The organism is Maribacter luteus (assembly GCF_009674825.1).
Lineage (GTDB): Bacteria > Bacteroidota > Bacteroidia > Flavobacteriales > Flavobacteriaceae > Maribacter_A > Maribacter_A luteus.
In genome coordinates this window covers 84,780-106,363 of record NZ_WKJH01000001.1, presented here as the reverse complement: position 1 = coordinate 106,363, position 21,584 = coordinate 84,780, and the positions used below count along the sequence as shown (strand labels likewise).

The window sequence follows — 21,584 nt, the reverse complement described above, 5'->3', positions numbered from 1 at the left end:
CAGTCAAAGAAAAATAGTAAAATGACAACTTTGGTCGAAACTAGGTATGCTTCAAGTCCTGAAGCCGTGAAAAAGTATGACACAACCGAATTGCGCAATGAATTCCTTATTTCCAATTTGATGCAAAAAGGGAAAGTCAATCTGACCTACACGCATTATGATCGGTATATCGCGGGGTCGGCGGTTCCTGAAAAGCCATTGAAGTTGGAAACCATAGATCCTTTGAAAGCTGAATATTTTTTAGAAAGACGCGAACTGGGTATTATCAATGTAGGGGCTAATGGGGCAGTTGAGGTAGATGGTACCACGTATGTTTTGGGGCATAAAGACGCCCTATATATCGGAAGAGGAGCTAAAGAAGTAATTTTTAAAAGTGATGAGGCCGATAAACCCGCCAAATTTTATTTGAATTCCGCTCCCGCCCATACTCATTATCCTACTAAAAAAGTGAGTCTTGCTGAAGCAAATAAGTTGGAATTGGGGTCTTTGGAGACTGCAAATCATAGGACAGTCAATCAAATGATAATTGGTGGTGTGGTTACCACGTGTCAATTACAAATGGGAATGACCGAACTGAAGACCGGAAGCGTTTGGAATACCATGCCAGCACATGTGCATGACCGTAGAATGGAAGTATATTTCTATTTAGATGTACCTGAAGGGCAATCGGTCTGCCATTTTATGGGACAACCACAAGAAACACGCCATATTTGGATGCAGAACCATGAAGCGGTTATTTCCCCACCATGGTCTATTCACTGTGGATCGGGAACGTCTAATTACACCTTTATTTGGGGTATGGCGGGTGAAAACTTGGATTATGGCGATATGGATGTTGCCAAAATAACTGATTTAAAATAAACATTATGTCTCTAGAATTATTCGATCTTAAAGGAAAAATAGCCCTTGTAACCGGAAGTACCCACGGATTGGGTATGTCCATGGCCATGGGCTTGGGAAAAGCAGGAGCCACTTTGGTCGTTAATGGGAACTCATCCCAGCAAAAGATTGATAAAGCGATTAAGGAATATGGAAGAGAAGGAATAAAAGCCTTTGGTTATAAATTCAATGTAACAGATGAGGTTCAGGTCATAGAGGCCATTGATAAGATCCAAAAAGAAGTCGGACCCATAGATATTCTAGTAAATAATGCGGGGATTATAAAGCGGACCCCTCTTGAAGAAATGGAAGTGGCAGATTTTAGGCAGGTCATCGATATAGATTTGGTAAGTCCGTTCATCGTATCAAAGCATGTTGTAAAATCAATGATTGTCCGTAAACAAGGTAAGATCATCAATATCTGTTCCATGATGAGTGAACTTGGCAGGGATTCGGTGGGTGCATATGCAGCAGCCAAGGGCGGACTTAAAATGCTGACAAAAAATATGGCAACGGAATGGGCCAAACATAATATCCAGACCAACGGAATCGGGCCTGGTTATTTTGCCACTTCACAAACGGCCCCTATTCGAGTAGGGGGTCATCCGTTCAATGATTTTATCATTAACCGTACCCCAGCTGCAAAATGGGGTGATCCAGATGAATTGATGGGAGCCGCGATTTTCTTGGCATCGAAAGCCAGTGATTTTGTAAACGGACATATTTTATATGTTGATGGGGGTATTTTGGCGACTATTGGTAAACCATCGAACGAGAACTGAGCAAAAGGTTGGGAACTTTTTTCTTTACCTCTTAAAAAGGTATTTTATGTTTGCCATGGGTTTGTTCAAACGGTATGCATATAGGTGCAATGCATTTCTTTTGTTGGGTTATGGACGTTTATAATTCTCTAAGACCTCTAGCACCATATGGGCTGAATTGATGGCCGCTACCTTTACAAATTTAAAATAATCGGTATGGGCCTGGGTGTTGGCATTGTCGCTACAGCTTCGAATAACAATAAAAGGTATTTTCAGCATTGAACAGATTTGGGCAACGGCAGCACCTTCCATCTCAGTTGCAAGGGCATTGAAATTGGAATACAGTTCTTTGGCTTTTGTTGTGTCGCTCAGAAAGGTGTCTCCGGTTGTTATGGTACCAACGAAAAACTTAGGGGTCTTACCTTCAAAAGGTCTTAGTTCTATATGTTCGGAAACTTTTTTGCCCAAATCCAATAAATAAGGGTCTACCGGTATGTACAAAGGATTGCGGTCGTTGTTCTGGGCTAAATTTTTAGTAGGCCATGTTTTGAATGCCCCAGCCTTTAACTCGCCAAAATCATATTGTACCAAATTCTCGGATATTACAATGTCACCAGGATTAATTTGTGGGTCCAAGCCTCCTGCAACACCAGTAAATATAATGGCTTTCAGTTTAAAGTTAGTCGCCAGGATTGCTGTGCTATAGGCAGCGTTTACCTTGCCTATTCCTGCTTTTAGAAGTACTACTTTTCGTCCTTTTAGTTTGCCGGTGTAAAAGGTAACTCCTTCTTTTTTGATTTCCTTTTTGTTTTTCAGGGAATCTAAAAGCATGGTTATCTCTTCATCCATTGCCCCCATAATGGCAATTCGCTGGGCAGATAGGCTACAGAACCCCATGATTAAAATGAACAGTAAGATTTTTTTTAAATCCATAGAAATACCAGCGCTAATAGGTTGATGATTATGATTACGGGATTGATTTCATGTTTTTTACCTGAAAACAGTTTCAATAATGTCCAACTGAGGAATCCAAAAATAATACCTGTCGATATACTGTAGGTCAGTGGCATAAGCACCATGGTCAAAAATGCGGGAATGGCTTCATCCAAGGTTTTCCAGTCCACTTTCGCCAAAGGCATCATCATGAAAGAACCCACCAATACTAGCGCAATGGATGTGGCGATACTTGGGACTATGGACAATAATGGGGAGAAGAACAGAAAAGGTAGAAATAAAAGTCCGGCTGTAATGGCCGTTAGTCCTGTTTTACCACCTTCCCGAATACCTACGGCAGATTCTATATAGGCCGTACCTGAGCTGCTGCCGATAAGACCTGAAAAAATGGTGGTGATAGAATCTACCAAAAGTGATTTCTTAAGGTTTCTGGGGTTTCCGTCATTGTCTTTGAACCCGGATGCTTCAGCTAGCCCAACAAAGGTTGAGATACTATCGAACAGATCGGTAAATGCAAAGACGAAAATAACCGGTAAAAACGCATATTGAAGGGAGCCGACGAGATCGGCCTTCAAAAAAAGGCTGAAATCGGGCATGGAAATAAGGCCGTTATAATTCACTAGGGTAGAAGAGCCAAAATTGATTACAGACGCATCTCCCCACCATCTTCCAATGGGCCAAGCCATAAGGGTCGTAAGCATTATGCCGATAATCATAGCTCCTGGAATTTTTTTAACAACCAATATGGCCGTTGCAGCCAAACCCAGTAAAAAGGTTAAACAAATAGGGTCTTTCAAATTTTCCAATTTAACTAGGGTTACAGGGTCATCAATAATAAAGTGGGCATTCTGAAAACCTATAAAACAAATGAAAAGTCCGATTCCTGCAGCAATTGCATATCGTAAAGTATGTGGTATGGCTTGCACTATTTTGTCCCTGGCCTTCAGAACACTTAGAATCAAGAATAGTACACCTGCCCAAAAAACGGCCCCTAAAGCCGCTTCATAGCTAAGACCAAGACCCTTAACCGCTGTATATGTAAAAAACGCGTTTAATCCCATTCCCGGTGCAATCACGAATGGGTTTTTTGCATAAATACCCATTGTAATACTACCGAAAGCACTTACCAACACAGTTGCGGTAACCACTGCGGAAAATGGCATACCTGCTTCTGATAATATAGACGGATTTACGATTACGATGTAAAAAGTTGCCAAGAATGAACTTATCCCGGCTAAAATCTCGGTGCGTATAGATGTTGTTTGTGTCTTCAATCTGCCTTTAAATTAGGAATTACCAATATCTTATAAGGGGTTATCTATAATATTTTGGGCACTATTATAAAATGAGCAATTGATAATTAAGCTTTTTGATGAATACCCATTCAATACATTGGATAATTAATAATTCTTAATTGAAGGAATATTAGTTATCGACCATTTATTGAATCGCTTTAAACTAAAGTTTATGCTTTTGAGAAGGGACACATGTTTTGTAGGCCAAACAGCTGTTGCTGTCGTTTCTTTATTTTATTCCAAGTCCTCGAACTGCGTTCAGACTTTCCACAAAACAAAGAACCACGCCAAATAGCGTGGTTTTGAGAGTGTTGTGATCGCGGAAGGATTCGAACCTTCGACCGTCTGCTTAGAAGGCAGATGCTCTATCCAGCTGAGCTACGCGACCATTTTTCACATTAAAGCAAAAAAAATAAAACCATGTACGACAGAACATACTGCGTTTTATCAATATTTCGGCAAATTTAAATCTTTTAAACTAACTGGAAAGAAAAATTGAAAGAATTAATGGGTAGAAGTGAATAGTAAAGCCATATTCATTTAAGTATCTGGTCTTTATTCTATCTATTTGAACATCTATTCAACTTCTTTCATCAATACCTCAATGGATTTTTCCAATTGTTCATCTATACCCTTGGTAATTACCTCAGGTTGATTTTTGACAAGTATTTCCGGATTCGTTTCATTGTTTTCCATCCATTCCCCAGCTTTGTTCTTTGAGCTTATGGGCACAACACCCCAACGCCCACCGTTTGGTAATCTTTCCCAACCGGCCCAACTACAGGTTCCGGGTACGGGCATACCTACAGTTTTACCTATTTTCAAATCTACATAACCACTTGCGAAACAGGAGCCGTCACTGTACATTGATTCATTGAAAATTGCCAAAGTAGGTTTTGTCCATCGGGAGGTAGGTTCTCCGCCCACAACCCTATCTTCAGTTTCATAGGATAAAAACGGTACACCGGTAAAGAACATGGCCAAATCCGCGACCAAATCACCACCTCCATTAAAACGGGTGTCTACGATTACGCCTTTTTTGTCATTGAATTTGCCTAGCATTTCATCATAAATGGAACGGTAGGGTTCATCGCTCATACCTGGAATATGCACATAACCCAAGGTTCCGTTGCTTTTCTCCAAGACCTCCTTTTCATTGTTCTTTACCCAACGCCTATATAACAAAGCACCTTCTTCGCCTAAGTTAATGGGTTTTACGGTGATTTGTTTTCGCTTTCCGGCTTCATCCAAAACATCCAATAAGGTGAATTCTCCTTCAATCCGGTTTAGGTAAAATGCTGCATCTATTGAATTGTCAATGGTCTTGCCATTGATTTTGTCGATTACCATTCCGGGTTGAAGATTGAAATCGGCCTTATCCAAGGGGCCGCCTTTGATTATTTCGGTAATTTTAAAGCCGTTACCTTTATAACCATAATCGAAAAATATACCCAACGAAGCCGTTTTATCGCCGTTCTCGATATTGTCGGAAAAACCACCTCCTGCATGGCTCACATTCAGTTCACCAAGCATTTCAGATATCATTTCTGCAAATTCGTAGTCATTTCCGATATGTGGCAAATACTTTTCATATTCAGTACGCATGGCATTCCAATCTACACCGTGAAAAGTTGAAGTGTAGAAAATACCCTTGGTACGAAGCCAAATATGGTCGAACATATATTTGCGTTCCGCATCGGCATCCAATAACATTTCTGAACTTAGTTCAACAGGTTCTGTTTTGGCCATGGTAAGGTCAACTTTGGCTATTTTACCATCAGCCAATAGAAATAGATTTTCCTTTTTGGCATCCCATTGTAGGCTTCCTGTTTTTGCATCCAAAGAAATGAGCATTTTCGTGTTCTTTGTTCTGATTTCGGTTTCCCAGAGATTTAAATCTTTTTCAAAACGGGTGAGGTAATACAGTTTTTCCCCATCTTTAGAAAGAACGGCATCGGCAAGTAACGAAGAGTGTATGGTTAACCGTGACTTTCTTCGCTCAATGTCTTCTAAATCAAATTTCAGGTTTTTTACCTTTTTGGGTTCTTTTTTTTCCTTCTTATTCTTTTTGTCATCAGAATTTTCTTCTTCTTTCTCCTTCGCAGCCTCTTCTATCATTTGCGTTAACTCATATTCTTCCTTTGAGATATTGAACTTGTCCCATGCCTTTTGGTTCAAGAACATGGTATACACATCCATCTCAGTCTTTCCACTGGTCGCGTAGCTTTTTAATCCGTCACGATTGGTAAAATATAAGATTTGATTGCCATCGTTCACCCATTTCGGTAGAATATCGGAGTATCCACTTTGTGTTAGGTTCTTACGTTGTTTTCCGTCTTTCGAAATTAATAAAACCTCAGAATTACTTAAAGATACGCGCCAGTTTACCAAGAGCCATTTGCTATCTGGGCTCCATTGAAAATATTGGTCGCCATCTTCCATATGAATTAGTTCTTTAGGCGTCAATAAGGTATGCACCTCATTATTTTTGAGGTTTTTGACTTTCAGTGTTCTTCTATCTTCGATATAAGCGATATAGGTGCTATCCGGTGAAAATTCGGGTAGGTAAACATCCGTTTTGGCAGTAATTAAAGAGTCTTCCTTGAAAAGTGTTGCCGCAAAGAAATAAGGTTCTTGTGAACGCACTTTTGAAGATTTGAAAATTGACCATTTACCACTGCGTTCACTGGCATAGGCAACCGATTTACCATCCGGAGTGAATTTGACAAAACGTTCTTGTTCCGGTGTATTGGTAATTCGTTTTGTTAGCGAACCGTCTACAGAGGTGACGAAAACTTCCCCTCTACTAATGAATGCAATTTCTTTTCCGTTGGGAGCTATATCCATTTCTAGTACATCGCCATTTACTGAAATATGTTTTATTGAATTATGGTCTTCCTGGGTTCTGATTATGATGTCGACTTTCTTTGCTTCTTCACCAGGTATGAGAGTGTAAATTTCCCCGTCATAGCTAAAAGCCAATTTGCCGTTGCCCATACTCAAAGAGCGTACGGGGTGGGTTTTAAAATGTGTGAGGGCCTTTGTTTCCGAAGTGTTGTCCAGTGACATTGAAAAGACATTGAAACTTCCTTCCCGTTCACTTAAAAAGTAAATGGTATTATCATCCTTTGCGAATACCGGGTTACGGTCTTCTCCTTTGAAAGCTGTTAGTTTCAGGTGTTTTCCAGTGGTTGGGTCGTACGACCAAATATCCCTTGTAATAGCGGATACGTGGTGTTTTCTAAAACGATTTTCATACCCTTTTTTATCATGGTAAACCAATTTTGTGCCATCACTATTTATTTGGACATCTTGGGCAGGTACGGTCAATAACTGGTCTACCCTACCGCCAATTGTTGGTACGCTATATAACTCAGGTTGCGTACTGGTAGGGTATTGTCTGTGGGAGAAATCATCCAATCTACTGGCCCCGAACAAAACTCGGGTGTCATCCGCAGAAAAACTATAGGGAGTTTCGTTACTACTATGATAGGTCAATCTTTTGGCCGGTCCTCCTTGGGCATCCATCACATAAATATCGAAATTACCGTATCTATTGGAAGCAAATGCCAATTGTTGGCCATTTTTACTCCATACAGGTGCGTAATCGTGGGCAGAATGGAAAGTCAGTTGTTTTGCAACACCGCCATCGGCCAAGACCGAAAACAAATTTCCTTTATAGGTGAAAGCAATGGTTTTACCATCAGGGGAAATGGAAGGGTAACGTGCCCATTTCGGATTTGTTTGTGCGGTACAGATATAAGTTAGGCCAATTGTTAAAGCGGTTAAAAATAAACTCTTCATATAGTTATATGGTTGGTATTTAATAATTTGGAAAGGTAAGGATTTGGTTCCTTTGCTACAATACTCCATGAATTTTGATTGCGGAATTAATATGGCATGGAATTTTCCCGATCATAGGCCAGAATAAATGATTTTCTAGCATGGTAAATAGCTGTCATAATTAAATTGTAAAAACCTTCATTTTAAGAATAAGAGGGCAATTATTCGTAACTTCGTTTGTTTGGATCAGGACATGTTCCTATATTAATTTGGAACCAATAATAGTGTATGGATTATAAGCACTTAGTAGAAAGTATAATACAAAATGCCCAGCGTTTTAAAAGTAAAAACGCCATTTATTATAAAGATAACACGCTCAATGAATGGGTAGGTATTTCTTGGACCGATTTTGGGAATCGGATAGAAAAACTGTCAAAGGCACTATTGCATTTTGGAATATCGGAACAACAAAACGTTGCGATTTTTGCTGAAAATATGCCAAACTGGATAATTGCGGATCTTGCAATTATGGGTGTTAGGGCAGTATCGATTCCGATTTATGCCACAAACTCAAAAAAAGAAGCGGAATATGTGATAAATGATGCGGAGGTCAGTCTTCTTTTCGTAGGAAATCAAAATGAGTATGATAAGGCTTATGAGCTTCTGGAAACCTCCGCCTGCTTAAAGCTAATCGTCGCTTTAACGAATACAATTGAATTGCGGTCTTCGGAAAATTCCATTTATTTAGAAGATTTTGTAACAATAGAACCTAATGGACAAATAGAAACGGAGCTACAGAAAAGATATTACGAGCGCGATATAACCGATTTGGCAAGCATCATCTATACATCCGGTACTACGGGCGAACCCAAAGGGGTTATGCTAGACTATACAAATTTCGGGTCTTCTCTGGTTGCACATGATTTTGAACTGAACGTTTCCGAAAAGGATGTTTCCTTAAGTTTTTTGCCGCTTAGCCATGTTTACGAACGTAGCTGGGTATTCTTTTGTCTTTATAAGGGAATAGAAATTTATTTCAATCAAGATCCTAAAAAGATAGCTGATGTCCTGAAAGAAGTGAAGCCGACATTAATGTGCACCGTTCCCCGTATTTTCGAGAAGATTTTTGCGGCCATACAAGATAAAAGAAAAGAGGCCTCACCAACTAAGATGAAATTGGCAAGTTGGGCCTTGGGCATGGGCAACAATTATTATAACAAGCACAAACGGCTTGAAAATAGAGTACCCTTTGCGCTAAAATTAAAATATAAAATTGCAGACAAATTGGTCCTCAGTAAATTACGGGACGTTTTTGGGGGACGTATAAAGTTCATGCCATGCGGAGGTGCGCCTTTGGCGGCTGATATGGTTTCGTTTTTTCATTCTTTTGGACTCAATATTAAATGCGGATATGGATTAACCGAGACCACGGCAACGGTTACTTTGTTCGGGGACTCACATTTTGAATTTAATTCAGCCGGGAAGACTATTGAAGGAACCCAGATTAAAATCGGCGATAATAACGAGATTTTAGTAAAAGGTCCTGGTGTTATGAAAGGGTATTATAAAAAACCGGAAGAGACGGCCAAAGTCATTAAAGATGGATGGTTTTATACGGGTGATGCCGGTAGAATAGATGAAAAAGACAATTTAGTTATTACAGATAGGATCAAGGATTTGATGAAAACTTCCGGTGGAAAATATATTGCCCCCCAAAAATTGGAAACCGCTTTGATCAATGATTCGTTTATTGAACAGATTGCGGTAATAGGTGACCAACAAAAATATGTTACGGCATTGGCCGTCCCTAGTTTTGAGAATTTGAAAAAATACGCCTTGGAGCATAAGATCACTTTTAAGGATGTTGAAGAATTAATTACCCACAATCAGATTATAGAACTTTTTGAAAAAAGATTCGAAGAGCTGCAGAAAGAGTTCTCCAAGTTTGAAAAAATCAAGAAATTCACTTTGCTGCCCAAAGAATTCAGTATGGAGGCCGGGGAAATTACGGCAACCTTGAAATTGAAACGGAAAATAATACAGAAAAAATATAAAGAACTGATCGATAAAATGTATTCAGAATAAGAGTTTCTTGTTTATTCAGTATACTCCATAAAAAAAGCCTTTCATTTATGAAAGGCTTTTTTAGTTGTGTGTAGCCTTACCCTTTTCTCGTACAGTTCAAAATTCAAACCCACTATCTTTAAAGAAGTTCTATAAAAGCTTGAATCACTATATGAGAAATGGGCGTAATTAGGCATGTTTAGGCCATTGTTTTAACCTTTTTTAATTGATTTTGAATAGGAGTATAGTGCCAGGTAATTAATACCTAGCACTATAAGCCCTATAATTACAATAATTCCCGAATGTATTAAATTCAGTAGAATAAAATCCTTACTGGCTCCCGATAATATGGCATACCAAAGAAAAGGGCAAAACACTCCAACCAGTGAAATATTACGCCCTGTTTTTATGCCTGCTTTAAACAATTGTGCTTTATTTTTTGATTTCTTATGGGTACTTGGTTTGCCCTTGACAGCATCCACACATTTCTTTCCAACAAGGGAATACGGACAAGCTCGGATAAGGGATTTAAAAAAATTGGAGAGGGATTGCATATAATTTGTTTTTAAAAGAAAAAGTAAAAGATAAAACCACCCACTATGGCCATGGTCATAACAGAACACACAAATGCGATAATGGCTTTGAGTTTTAACATGGAGGAAATAATGGCTATTTCTGGTAAACTCGCTCCAGTTCCCCCAATAATCAAAGCCATGGCCGCACCCATACTCATTCCCTTGACAATGAGTGCGTTTAGTATAGGGATGGCCATTTCGATGCGCAAATACAAAGGGACACCAATGGTTGCCGCTATAGGTATTGCAAGTGGACTATCATTTCCAAGATATTTTTCAACCCATGCATCAGGTACAAATACGGCAGAAATTGCACTGATCACCGCACCAAGGAGAACATAGGGGAATATGCGCTTAAACAATGCCCAGCCAAAATTAAAAGCTTCTGTAAGTTTTGGATGGGATGCACGCGTTTGTCCACATAAGTCTGTGGAAGGCGATTGTGTATCTGCATATGGGTTTTGGGCTGTTGAACAGGATGCTACTGCATTATTTGAAACCGATCCACAGCTGACAGCCGGTTGGGAAGCACAAGTACTTGTTGCTGTTTTGGACTTTAGGTCAATTCTTTTTACACTACGTCTAAGGGATGTCTTTCCGGCAATGCTTCCAAAAAAAACGGAGCCAATAAAAACAATCAAGAAATAAACCAATGCCACTTTCCATCCGAAAACACCGAAAATAAAACCAACGACAACAAAATTGGCCAATGGGGCAGAAAGCAAAAAGGAAAACACCATGGCGAAAGGCGCTCCCATTTCTATCATCCCCATGGATACGGGAACCATGGATGCACTACAGAAAGGGGTAGGGATTCCTAGTATCGCTCCCATTAAACCACTGTATTTCCCCGTTTTTGATAACCGTTTTTGAAGTTTTTCCTGAGGTATAAAAGCCCTTATGAGACCGGTGATTATGGAGACAAGGGCAATTATGAATACCAATACCACGCCTACGTGTATAAATTCGTCTAATGCTAAATTCAAATTTTCGTTCATGATGTTTATTTAAATAGTTATAATATATGCGCTAAAACACATATGTATTTATAAAAAAAAGCAGATGCTTGATTTTTCCTTTATTTAGGGTCCAGTAGAATTTGATTCTTACTTATGGCGTTCTGCCAATAACTTTTTACACTTCTGTATTTCATTATTCATCTGTGATTCTGGAATCGTTTTTATGGCTTCTTGAATCAATTGTCGAAATTCATTTTTAATCGGTGTTAAATAGTAATATACCCACTTTCCTTCTTTTACCTCTTCCACCAACTTTGCGTGTTTTAATATCTTTAAATGGCGCGATACGTTATATTGATACTCGTTTAAAACCTCTACAATTTCTGAAACACAGATCTTTTCATCCATGTTGGTTAGCAGCCAAATTATTTTTAATCTAGTTGCATCCGAAAGGGCTTTGAATATATTAATAGGTTCATCCATTAATCTTCTTGTTTTAACATATGTGTTTTTGTACATATGAAATATGGAGGCAAATATATAAAATAATGGAAACACAAACACCCCTTTATTTTTTTTATTTTAAAAGTGGCCTTCACATTTTCCTGCACAGTTCAAAGTTTAAAATCAGTATCTTTAAAAATAGTGTAAATAAAAGTTGAATTTTACCCAAGGGGGGAGAATAAAGCGAAACCGACGCTAAGAGAGCTACTAATTTATAATCTATATATGATTTTAGTTCAATAACCCAAATCCAGGTCAAGACTGTGAAGAAAAACCAAATATGACAGAAAGAAGAAAAATCGGAATAATAGGTGTTGGTCCCAGAGGTAGTTATGCTTTGGAAAACCTAGTAGTGGAATTGGCGAATACCAATAGTTTAACCAATATACAGGTATCATTATTTGAAGCTACCGGTAAGTTCGGTCATGGTCCGGTTTATGATATTTTTCAAGCATCGACCAATTGGATAAATATTACGGAAAGGGTTTTAGAGTTAAAAAGGAGGGGTCCTATAGATGTTAATACGTTAAAAATTCCATTATTTCCATCATACCATGAATGGGTTGGCAAAGATTTTAAAACCATACCGACTTATACTGCGGATACGTACCCACCGCGTGCTCAAATTGGAGAATACCTTTCTCAACGATTTGAATCACTTATTGAACCGCTTATCAATTCGAATATTGCCTTTTTATATGAAGAGAAAATTATCGAAGTAAAATTATTGGATAATAACAAAATCGAAATCAAATCGAATACAACTACTTATGAAGATTTCGATGAAATATTGCTGACTATTGGCCATCAACCCACAAAACTATCCCAACAAATTTCGGAATGGGACGATTTTGCTGCCAATAATGAAGATATAAATCTTTTTAAATCTCCATACCCGATTGCCGATTTTTTAAACTGTAAAAATCTCAATGAAAAGAGTACCATTGGTATTCGTGGATTTGGATTGGCAATGATCGATGTAGTGCGAGGAATAGCGGAAAAATTCGGTACCTTCATTATTACCGATGAAAAAACTAAATCTTGTAGGTATTGTTCTGATCATGGAATCAAAGATACGCTCGTTCCATTTTCTTTAGACGGTTTACCTCCTGTACCCAAACCTTTGAATGCACAAATAGATAAATGGTTTGAGCCTACAAAAGAACAAATACTTGATTTTGAAGAAAAAATAGGCAGCGACCTCATCCAAAAAAATGCTAAGGGCCCCCAGTTTTTAATGACGGCTTTTGCCCCTATTGCAGCAAACATTTTCTTAAACTTGCCAATCCCTTCCAAGAAAAGTAAATTGTCAAAGGAAGAAATTGAAGAATTAGTGATAAGATGGTTAGGTGATAATACCTACGAACATTCGCTGATTACATCAATCTATCATTCAGCCAAAAAAAATATGCAAGATTTTGTGGCAATGGCTACGGGTGAAAAATCGGTAAGTTTGGATTTTTGTATTGGGCAGGTTTGGCGCCATTGCCAACCATCGATCTACGAACAATTATCTTTTAATCAATGTTCAGATACGGTTGTTGCCGAAATAATCGCATTGGATGAATCCACGAAAAGATATTCCTATGGCCCTCCGGTAGAAAGTATCCAGCAATTAATGGCTTTGGTTGAAGCCGGGTTCCTTAATTTAAATTGGGTAAATTCCCCTGATATTGATTTGACAGAAGATGGATGGAGTTTTAAATCTGTAAATGAATCGATTACGGTAAATATTATGATCGATTCGGTTTTGGATTCTCCCAAAATTAAAGCCGTTAATTCTCCAGTGGTAAAAAGTATGATCTCTGATCAGTTGATTGAAGCAGTACATGATGATCTTGGTGTAACGACAGATAGCAATGGATATTTAATCCCAAAAAATAAGGACACGAAAATCCCGATTGCTTTACTTGGTAGATTAGCTAAAGGAACCATAATCGGGGTAGATGCCATTCTTGAGTGTTATGGCGAACGCCCTCGAAAATGGGCTAAACAAGCAGCTGACAATCATACTGATTGGTTGAACAAAACGATGTTTTAGGGGGAAAGGTAAAAAGAGGATTTCACCTTGCAGGTGAGCTATCTGAACATCCGCTGAATATATTTTATGGTACACATTACAGTAACACTGGGATTTTCAATAAGTTTAGCAACATTCAACTAATGAATATAACGATAAGCACAATGCCTTAAAACCGAACTGTTTAAAAGTAGAATTGATTAACTTTAAGTCTAGATGGACAAAAGATAGGTTAGGACACTTTCTCGGCATACCAATACGGAATTGAAAGTTTAAAATAGACGATAGGAAGGTTTCGTTTTACAGACAAATCGTATGCACTTTCATATTCATTTTCGTATTCAAAGGTAATTAACTCTTTAAAATTAAGCATAAAAAAACGGTTTAGCGAAAACTAAACCGTTGTTCTTGAGTACTTTAAACTTAGTAGCGGGGACTGGACTCGAACCAGCGACCTTCGGGTTATGAGCTTGAAAAAACCTCGAATTTTGGCACTATTATGGGTAAATACTATAAAACTGTTTACCGAATTGTTTACTGTGTTAATATTAAATTTCTAAGTCTATTATCACAAGATAAACAATAACTTTTTCCTAAACAAGATTTTGGTCTGAGCAACTGAAGAATATAAAATTCCAATATGTGGATGCATCTTAAGATTGATAATTGAATTGTTTTTCAAAAGATGGTTTTCGAGGCAGGTTCTTTTAATTATTTAGGGAAGCTTACAGGAGAGGTCATTAGATGTGGTGGTTTGAGATATAAACCTTGGACAATATAGTTACTCGCTAAGCTGCCAAACATCTAAGTTTTTATTAGTATACTTTTATCTGATTATTTCTTTACCATTTATTGTGAGTGCCGTATTTTTGTCAATACCCATGCTTTCAGCAATTCCTAATAATTCCTTCTCAGAATAAATCTCAGAATCAATTTCAATAAAATCATTCATTAAATCTTCTATACCCCAAGGGGAGAAATTTTCTTTATCGAATATTTCTATATGTTCATCTTCATAATCTGAAGATGACATTTTAACAAGACCAAAAACCAAATTGAAGCTTATAAAATCGCTTCCACCTGGTCCCCAATTATTTGAATCCCATCCTATGGTAAGTATATTGGTGTCGCTATCTAAATCTGCAATCCAATCATAGAATTGATCCATCACATCCAGATAATCACCAGTGATATCTTTGCAATATTTTATTATTTCTTCAACTTCATTTTCTTTAAACTCACCTCTAAGCAGATCAAGAAAATCCTTGTTGGAAATTAGATGTAAATGTAGAGCTTGGTTATCAGTAATGTACATATTGATTGAAATTTACTTTAAAATTAAGATTATTATTCTACTTTTAAACAGTTCGGTTTTAAGAGAAGCTTACACTATTATATCTATTTCTTCTCTAAGAATCCTGTTATTTTGGTCATAGGTAAGCTTAGAAGTATAAGTTTCGCCAAAATTAAACTCTGACCAGTAGATTAAATTTCCATTCTCATCATATTCTTTAATGTGGCCACCACTGAAAATGCCATTACTTAGATTGACCTCTAATATTTCTTTACTTAATCTCTTTTGAATCATTAGATACTTTCTGGTTAAAAAGATTTTAATCTTAAAAATGCTTTTTATTTAAATGAATTTTAAAACAATGGCAGTAATTAATAAAAACACCCCTACAGCGACAACCATTTTTTTAACATCTTTGGTTTCTCTTCTATTTCCTTCAAGTTTCTTTGATATAGCATTTTCTAATTGCCTAACGGAATTTGACAAATTTTTTATATCATCCTTAAATGAATTAAAATTATCATCAAATGTTGATTTAAGCTCTTTTCTAAAACTATCTAAAAAGATTTCAACGGTCTCTGTGGATGACTTTAACTGAAATTCAAAATCTTCTACCTTTTGGGCTAGATTTTTTTGAAGTTCTTTCATCTCCTTGTGATTGCTTTGATTAAGTGCAACAATGGCATCTTGATGATTTTTTACCTCATTTTCAAAATCATTTTTAATTGCCGTTATACTGGCTTCAAACTTGGATATAACTTGTTGTAAATCCTCTTTCTTTTTGACATAGTCTTCAGAAATGTTCTCTTTAAATACATTCAAGGATTTAGATAATTCTGCGGTTGCATCAATTGTTTTCTTTGCATTCTTAGAGTTGTTTTCGGTTAATTCATTAATAGCCTTTAGTTGTTCTAATTGCGAAATCAGGGATTCAAATTCTTTTTGAAGCGCTATGGTCTTTTCCATTATGCTGTAAGTTTATGTATAAGCTTTGTTAATTGGAAATTGGTTCTATTGGTCAAAATTTCTAATGATAAATCTTCTAACATGGGTCGCACAGCAGAATTGAAATCCAATACTTTGGTATTAAAAATTTCAATTAACACTAAAACGCTATCCCAAGAATCTATCCTGAGCATTTGTTTAAACCCATTTTGATATAATTCTTTTGCTTGCTTCACCAAAGGTTTCTCTTGGGCACTTGTGAGCGTATCTTCTTGTTTTAACTCTAGTGCAAAAAGACTGAATGCCGTTAATAAATCTATGCTGGCATTTTCTTTCATATTTATCCTCAAGTTATCGCATGCGCCACGAAGGTGTTTGGCGTTGTCTATTTGACCTCCTAAACCATCAGGAGGGTTGTCTATAAAGCCAATATACTTTTTAACAATGTCACAATTTGCTTTACGGCCGTTATCCGTATCCGCGGGTAAATAATCGGTTCTGGCGTACTTAGAAGTGAAATATCGAATCATCCTGTCACGGAACTCCCGTTCACCGACTTCTAAATACACCTCACACAATTGCTGCATGTAGTTTATAGAGCGTTCCCGTTTTTTGGCTACTTCACTCTCGATAAATTCTATAAGGGTGTACATTACCCCGATTAAAATGTTTTCCTTTCCTTGTCGTTTTGCTTTTGACAACCATTTTTTAGAGGTCTCTATACCCAAGTACCTTCTTAGATACATCTCAAAATTGGTTAAATATTCTTTATCACTTTTGGCCTTGAACCTTACCTCTATGGCCCTTTCTGAATAATCAATGACATAATCATCTATAATACCTAGTAGGTTCAGTCTGTATATTGCCCTTTGGGTGTCTGCTATGTTTCTTATTCGATGGTAATTATTCTTGATAAAAGTAATAGTGTCCGGGTTCAGTAAGAGCTCATCCGGTCCATTTATATTTTCTTGGTGTTTGGCACTTCTATATTTTTTGTACAAATTTTCTACCAAATCCTCTGGCCCAGAGGTGAAACTATAAGCTGCTGTTACAATTTTATCCTTGAATCCAGGATAGCCCTGACTTTTTATAACCTCTGTAATTCTAGAAATAACATCATTATTAAATCCAATAATTAGTGTGTATCTATCAGATTGTTTTTTTTCTATCAAGGTTTTAATACCATCTGCCTTTTTGCTTTTAAACCATTTCAAATACTCACCATCCGGACAAAGTTCCTTTAGTATTTTTCTAGCAAAACTTAATATTTCATCTGCTTTGTCTCTTTTGAAATTTTTTGTGGAATTGTCATAACTCCTTAAATTGCGCTCCAAGTCCAAAAGACCTATTTGAATTCGGTCTTCTGCCACCGCCTTATAAGGCCCATAAAAACGAACATATCTGTCATTATATAGTTTTACAGCATTTACCTCATTGAACTTCTCTTTAATTTTTGCTGCAAATAGTTTTACAAAGAACTCATCTTCATACTGTACTTGGTCTAGAAGTTCGTCTATAATTTCTTTTTCCCTTTGTTCTCCCCTAAAGCCGTTCCTGAAAAATTCTATATTCATTTCTGCATCCAGAGGATGGTATAAAATGGTACAAAGTGAGGGTTGCCTATCCCTACCGGCCCTACCAGCTTCTTGATAAAAACTTTCTACGGAATTAGGAAAACTGTAGTGTACGGAATATCTAATGTTGGGCTTATCTATCCCCATGCCAAAGGCCTTGGTGGCCAACATGAGGTTGGACTTGTTTCTTAGGAAGTCATTCTGGTTTCCCAGTGATTCCTTTGCTGCTTCATCTACTTTTTTATTGGCTATACTGTCATCATTTCCACTACCAAAAAAGGTGGAGATGTTTAAGAAAGGTAAACTATTCAAGCCCCTAAACTCATTACCTCTACCATTTTTAAGGTGAAGTACACCACTGGCCAACTTATCCGATTTGGACGGACAAAAAATTACCCCTGCATTTTTATACCTGCCATCTGTATCACCATAAAATTCACCATTAGTACCTATTAACCCATATTGGGCCTCCAGTTGCGCAATACTATTGGGCATATCTTCTAAAAACTGATGTAAAACGGGGTATTTTACATGAGCCAATTGCCGTTCCCTTTCATGAAACACCAAATTCTCCTCTATATTCAGATCTACAGAAAGTATTTTAAAATTTAACTCTTTACGGTCAATGGCTTCTGCGGGTAACGTAACAACCGCCTCATCTGCAAGCCCCAATTCTCTTTGTACATCTGCCAACACATCAAAAGAAGCCGTGGCGGTTAATCCAAAAAAGGTAAGGTCCTGGTTTTTGGTTGGGCAATGTCTTCTAAGGTTTTCTGCCAAGTTTAGGTAGACATGCCTAAAATCATGGCCCCATTCCGACACGCAATGCGCTTCATCTATAACCGCATAGCTAAAATACACCCCTGTGTTTTTACTGGCAGCAAGGGTAGTCCTAAAGTTTTGCATCTGAAAACGCTCCGGGGAAACAAAGACTATGAGCGTATTTCCTTTTTGCAATTCTTTAAATTTGACATCCCGAGTATCTTTGTCATCAAAAGAGTTGATGAAGTTTACATTGGTAATACCGTTTTCCAGAAGCTTATCATACTGGTCTTTCATTAAAGAATTTATCGGGTCTACCACCACGGTTACACCCGGTTGTAGTAGAGCACAGATCTGAAAGGTTAGCGACTTACCACCACCGGTGGGTAAAAGGCCAATTACGTCTTGTCCCGGAAGCGCCCTGTTAATAATGGACTCTTGGCCAGGCCTAAAGCCCGACTTTCTAAAAATGTTCTGTAAAAAATAGTGTATGGCTTCCTCTTTCTCAGGTGCGTCATAGATAAACCGTTGGGTCTGTATGTTGCCATTTGCACCTTCTACCTCTTCTTCCAATAATGTGCCTAGGGGGGCGTATTGTATTCTTCTGTCAAACAAAAAAGTAAAGGGAAGATGATTCTTCTTTTCATAATCATTGCTGATGTAAATATCTTCCCCGTTATTGCTTTCACAGTTAATCGTTACGCTATTGTTCAACGAATTTTCCCCTAAAAATGCAATCGGGGTTTCTTCTGGCCCAATTAGGTTGTTTAGAGCGGTAAAGAGAAGATTTAAATCTTCTTGCAAAAGATCTGTTTCTTCTTGTGACAGGCCCTTGATTATGAAATGGGTAGGTTTTGGGTCTGCCAAAAGACAAAATAGCATGGTTTTATGTAATTGGGCAAACAAGGTGATTTTATTAATATACTGATATATATTACTATAGAAACTACCCCAACCTACGGTTTCCTCTTCTTTTAGAAGCGGTATGGCCTCTATAAACTGGGTAAGTTCAACAGGGTCTATGTCTACATCAAATGTAATAGAGGCTGCAGTAATAACGGGTTTAGCGGTGTTGAATTTGGATAACTCCTCCCCAAAATACTTCTTTAGCAAATATGAACTTAAATGTAATGATGCCCGGGTATGGTTGCCACGGTTAAGCAGGTTCCAAGCTACTTTGTACAATGGGGGCAGGTTATCCTTATCTATGTAATTGGGGCCATTGTGCACCGTAAACCCACTTAATTCATGGGTTAGTTCTTTTAATATAACCGGCTCTACAAAACCTGTAAGAAACTGGTTGACTTCTTCCGTGTAATAGGCTGCTTTTAAACTAAACATTGGGCACAGATTAATATAGTATAATTGATTAGAGCTAAAGTCAATCCTCGTTACATGCACTATTAATTTTGTTCATTTTTTGGGATACTTTACAGACGCATTTTATAACCAAAAAGTTTCTAAATTTAAAGATAATAAATCTTGAATTTTATCTATACGATTTTAAGAAGTAGATTCGGGGAAATTAAGGTTCATTGTTACACAATAGGACTTGGAGTGGTAAACTTACCCTATCCTTAATAATAGTTCAACATAAAGTTTGCCAATCCTTTAATAGGTAGTTCAAATTCCAAAAAAACAACTTGGGATAGCATTTTTTAGTCTAATAGATTATAAAAAACGAACAAATTAAAGGCCTCATGGAACGGAGATTATACTTATTTAACTAGCATATCTTTGTTTTTGGTATAATTTATAATTACAAATATTGTTTATACTGTGCACTGTTAGTGCACAAGTTTTTTACATTTACATATGCCTATCAATAAAAATGCACTTATTCGTTATCAAGCCCTAGACAGATGCTTTTCTAATCCGGGTCGGAGATATAATATCACCACCCTTTTAGAAGTTTGTAACAAAGCTCTTTTAGAATACAACCCTAATTCTGAGGGTATACAGAAGAGACAATTATACGAAGACATTCGATTCATGGAATCCAGTCAAGGATATGGGGTTGAATTTAAAAAGATAAAAGAAGGTCGAAATACATATTACAGTTATGCAGATCCTAGTTTTTCCATAAGCAATAACCCTATAAATGAACTTGAAGCAGAGCAATTAAAATCGGCCATGTTGGTACTATCAAGATTTAAGGGTATGCCACAATTTGAATGGGTTAACGAGTTATTGCCAAAGTTGGACCAAACATTTATGTTGGGTGAAACCCAAAATGATATCATGTCTTTTGAAAACAATCCTTATCTAAAGGGATTAGAGTTTTTAGGGCAACTCTTCAATAGCATTAATCATAAAAAGGCAATTGAGATTACATATAAACCTTTTGATAAAGATAAATTCACCATTAATTTCTTTCCTTACCATTTAAAGCAGTTCAACTCAAGATGGTTTCTTTTTGGGCGTAATCCGGATTATAAAAGTTTAACCAACTATCCTTTAGATAGGATTATGGAGATAAAAGAAATCGAATTGCTCTATGAGGAAACCGAAATAAACTTTGAAGAGTACTTTGAGGATGTTATCGGGGTGACGATTAAAGAAGGTAGGGTTGAGACTATTGAGATGAAAGTTTCTAAGAAGCTCTGGCCTTATATTGAAACAAAACCATTACATGGCTCACAAAAAAAGAAACACACCGATATCGAGTATGTTTATATGACATTAGAAGTAATACCAAATTTTGAATTAGAGAAATTAATTTTGTCTTATGGTGATGATATAGAGGTGCTTTCCCCCGAATATTTTAGAGATAAAATTAGATTTAGGCTTATAGAATGTAAAAAGCACTATGATTAATGCAGAAAGAATGCACACAATATGCACACCTTTGTTTTAGATATGTGCTTCGGTAAATAAAATCAAGTTTTAAAACTAAAAAATTAATAGAGGTATTGCATATTCCAATTATATTAAATAACCCTCAGCATTTAAAAGGTTAAGATTAATTATCATAGAGTAAAAGATTTGAACGTTTTGGAAAATATAATTAAAGAAAGTGTTATAAAGTTGGTTTCGAATTTTCGAAATCAGGGAGTGCCAACAGAAGACCTTTATCTTCTTTTGTATCTGATAACTTGTAAAAAAGAAGGAATCCAGCTTAAAGTTATTACAGAAAGGACCAACCTTCAAGATCAAAATACTCTATTCCAAGAAGAGAACAATAGTTTGGACCAATATTATGAGAAGCAAAGATT

Annotated in this window: 15 protein-coding genes and 1 tRNA gene; 5 read left to right on the top strand and 11 right to left on the bottom strand. The window is 37.1% G+C overall.

What is annotated here, in order from left to right; all coding sequences use genetic code 11:
• Positions 1–21 precede the first annotated feature (21 nt).
• Both kduI and GJ691_RS00420 read left to right on the top strand, forming a co-directional pair.
• Positions 22–861 carry a 5-dehydro-4-deoxy-D-glucuronate isomerase gene (kduI, locus tag GJ691_RS00425; protein ID WP_154362640.1) on the top strand — a complete coding sequence of 280 codons (840 nt, stop codon included), beginning with the start codon at positions 22–24 and terminating at the stop codon, positions 859–861.
• A gap of 5 nt (positions 862–866) precedes the next feature.
• Complete coding sequence (locus GJ691_RS00420; protein ID WP_154362638.1) at positions 867–1,661, top strand: gluconate 5-dehydrogenase; 795 nt, start codon at positions 867–869, stop codon at positions 1,659–1,661.
• A 108-nt stretch (positions 1,662–1,769) separates the two neighbouring features.
• On the opposite strand, the gene GJ691_RS00415 is transcribed toward GJ691_RS00420, so the two are convergent.
• The 4 genes from GJ691_RS00415 to GJ691_RS00400 form a co-directional block, all read right to left on the bottom strand.
• A complete protein-coding gene (locus GJ691_RS00415; RefSeq protein ID WP_154362636.1) occupies positions 1,770–2,573 on the bottom strand; it encodes a 5'-methylthioadenosine/adenosylhomocysteine nucleosidase in 804 nt (267 codons plus the stop codon).
• The gene (locus tag GJ691_RS00410) at positions 2,564–3,868 is read right to left on the bottom strand and encodes an NCS2 family permease (protein WP_154362634.1); all 1,305 of its coding nucleotides are present in this window, start codon (positions 3,866–3,868) and stop codon (positions 2,564–2,566) included. The genes GJ691_RS00415 and GJ691_RS00410 overlap by 10 nt, the downstream gene beginning before the upstream one ends.
• Before the next feature lie 335 nt (positions 3,869–4,203).
• Positions 4,204–4,277, bottom strand: a tRNA-Arg gene (locus GJ691_RS00405).
• Between the two features lie 188 nt (positions 4,278–4,465).
• Positions 4,466–7,693 (bottom strand): S41 family peptidase, encoded by a 3,228-nt coding sequence (locus GJ691_RS00400; RefSeq protein WP_154362633.1) that lies wholly within the window; start codon positions 7,691–7,693, stop codon positions 4,466–4,468.
• Between the two features lie 267 nt (positions 7,694–7,960).
• Between GJ691_RS00400 and GJ691_RS00395 the strand changes: the two genes are divergently transcribed.
• Entirely contained in the window at positions 7,961–9,757 is a 1,797-nt protein-coding gene (locus GJ691_RS00395) for an AMP-dependent synthetase/ligase (RefSeq protein ID WP_154362631.1), read from the top strand.
• 544 nt (positions 9,758–10,301) lie between these two features.
• On the opposite strand, the gene GJ691_RS00390 is transcribed toward GJ691_RS00395, so the two are convergent.
• Positions 10,302–11,309: a permease gene (locus GJ691_RS00390; protein WP_154362629.1), complete on the bottom strand. Its 1,008-nt coding sequence runs from the start codon at positions 11,307–11,309 to the stop codon at positions 10,302–10,304.
• Between the two features lie 108 nt (positions 11,310–11,417).
• Positions 11,418–11,753 (bottom strand): ArsR/SmtB family transcription factor, encoded by a 336-nt coding sequence (locus tag GJ691_RS00385; protein WP_154362627.1) that lies wholly within the window; start codon positions 11,751–11,753, stop codon positions 11,418–11,420.
• A gap of 301 nt (positions 11,754–12,054) precedes the next feature.
• Between GJ691_RS00385 and GJ691_RS00380 the strand changes: the two genes are divergently transcribed.
• The gene (locus tag GJ691_RS00380; RefSeq protein ID WP_154362625.1) at positions 12,055–13,815 is read left to right on the top strand and encodes an FAD/NAD(P)-binding protein; all 1,761 of its coding nucleotides are present in this window, start codon (positions 12,055–12,057) and stop codon (positions 13,813–13,815) included.
• Positions 13,816–14,026: 211 nt separating this feature from the next.
• On the opposite strand, the gene GJ691_RS00375 is transcribed toward GJ691_RS00380, so the two are convergent.
• The 5 genes from GJ691_RS00375 to GJ691_RS00355 form a co-directional block, all read right to left on the bottom strand.
• Entirely contained in the window at positions 14,027–14,167 is a 141-nt protein-coding gene (locus tag GJ691_RS00375; RefSeq protein ID WP_154362623.1) for a hypothetical protein, read from the bottom strand.
• Between the two features lie 453 nt (positions 14,168–14,620).
• Positions 14,621–15,109, bottom strand: coding sequence for a hypothetical protein (locus GJ691_RS00370; RefSeq protein WP_154362621.1), 489 nt, complete (start codon positions 15,107–15,109; stop codon positions 14,621–14,623).
• A 69-nt stretch (positions 15,110–15,178) separates the two neighbouring features.
• Positions 15,179–15,382 (bottom strand): hypothetical protein, encoded by a 204-nt coding sequence (locus GJ691_RS00365; protein ID WP_154362619.1) that lies wholly within the window; start codon positions 15,380–15,382, stop codon positions 15,179–15,181.
• Between the two features lie 48 nt (positions 15,383–15,430).
• A complete protein-coding gene (locus tag GJ691_RS00360; RefSeq protein WP_154362618.1) occupies positions 15,431–16,054 on the bottom strand; it encodes a hypothetical protein in 624 nt (207 codons plus the stop codon).
• On the bottom strand, positions 16,054–19,710 hold the full coding sequence (locus tag GJ691_RS00355) for a DEAD/DEAH box helicase (RefSeq protein ID WP_154362615.1): 3,657 nt from the start codon (positions 19,708–19,710) through the stop codon (positions 16,054–16,056). Before GJ691_RS00355 ends, GJ691_RS00360 begins: the two co-directional genes overlap by 1 nt.
• Before the next feature lie 651 nt (positions 19,711–20,361).
• Between GJ691_RS00355 and GJ691_RS00350 the strand changes: the two genes are divergently transcribed.
• Complete coding sequence (locus GJ691_RS00350; RefSeq protein ID WP_246200065.1) at positions 20,362–21,186, top strand: helix-turn-helix transcriptional regulator; 825 nt, start codon at positions 20,362–20,364, stop codon at positions 21,184–21,186.
• Positions 21,187–21,584: the final 398 nt, after the last annotated feature.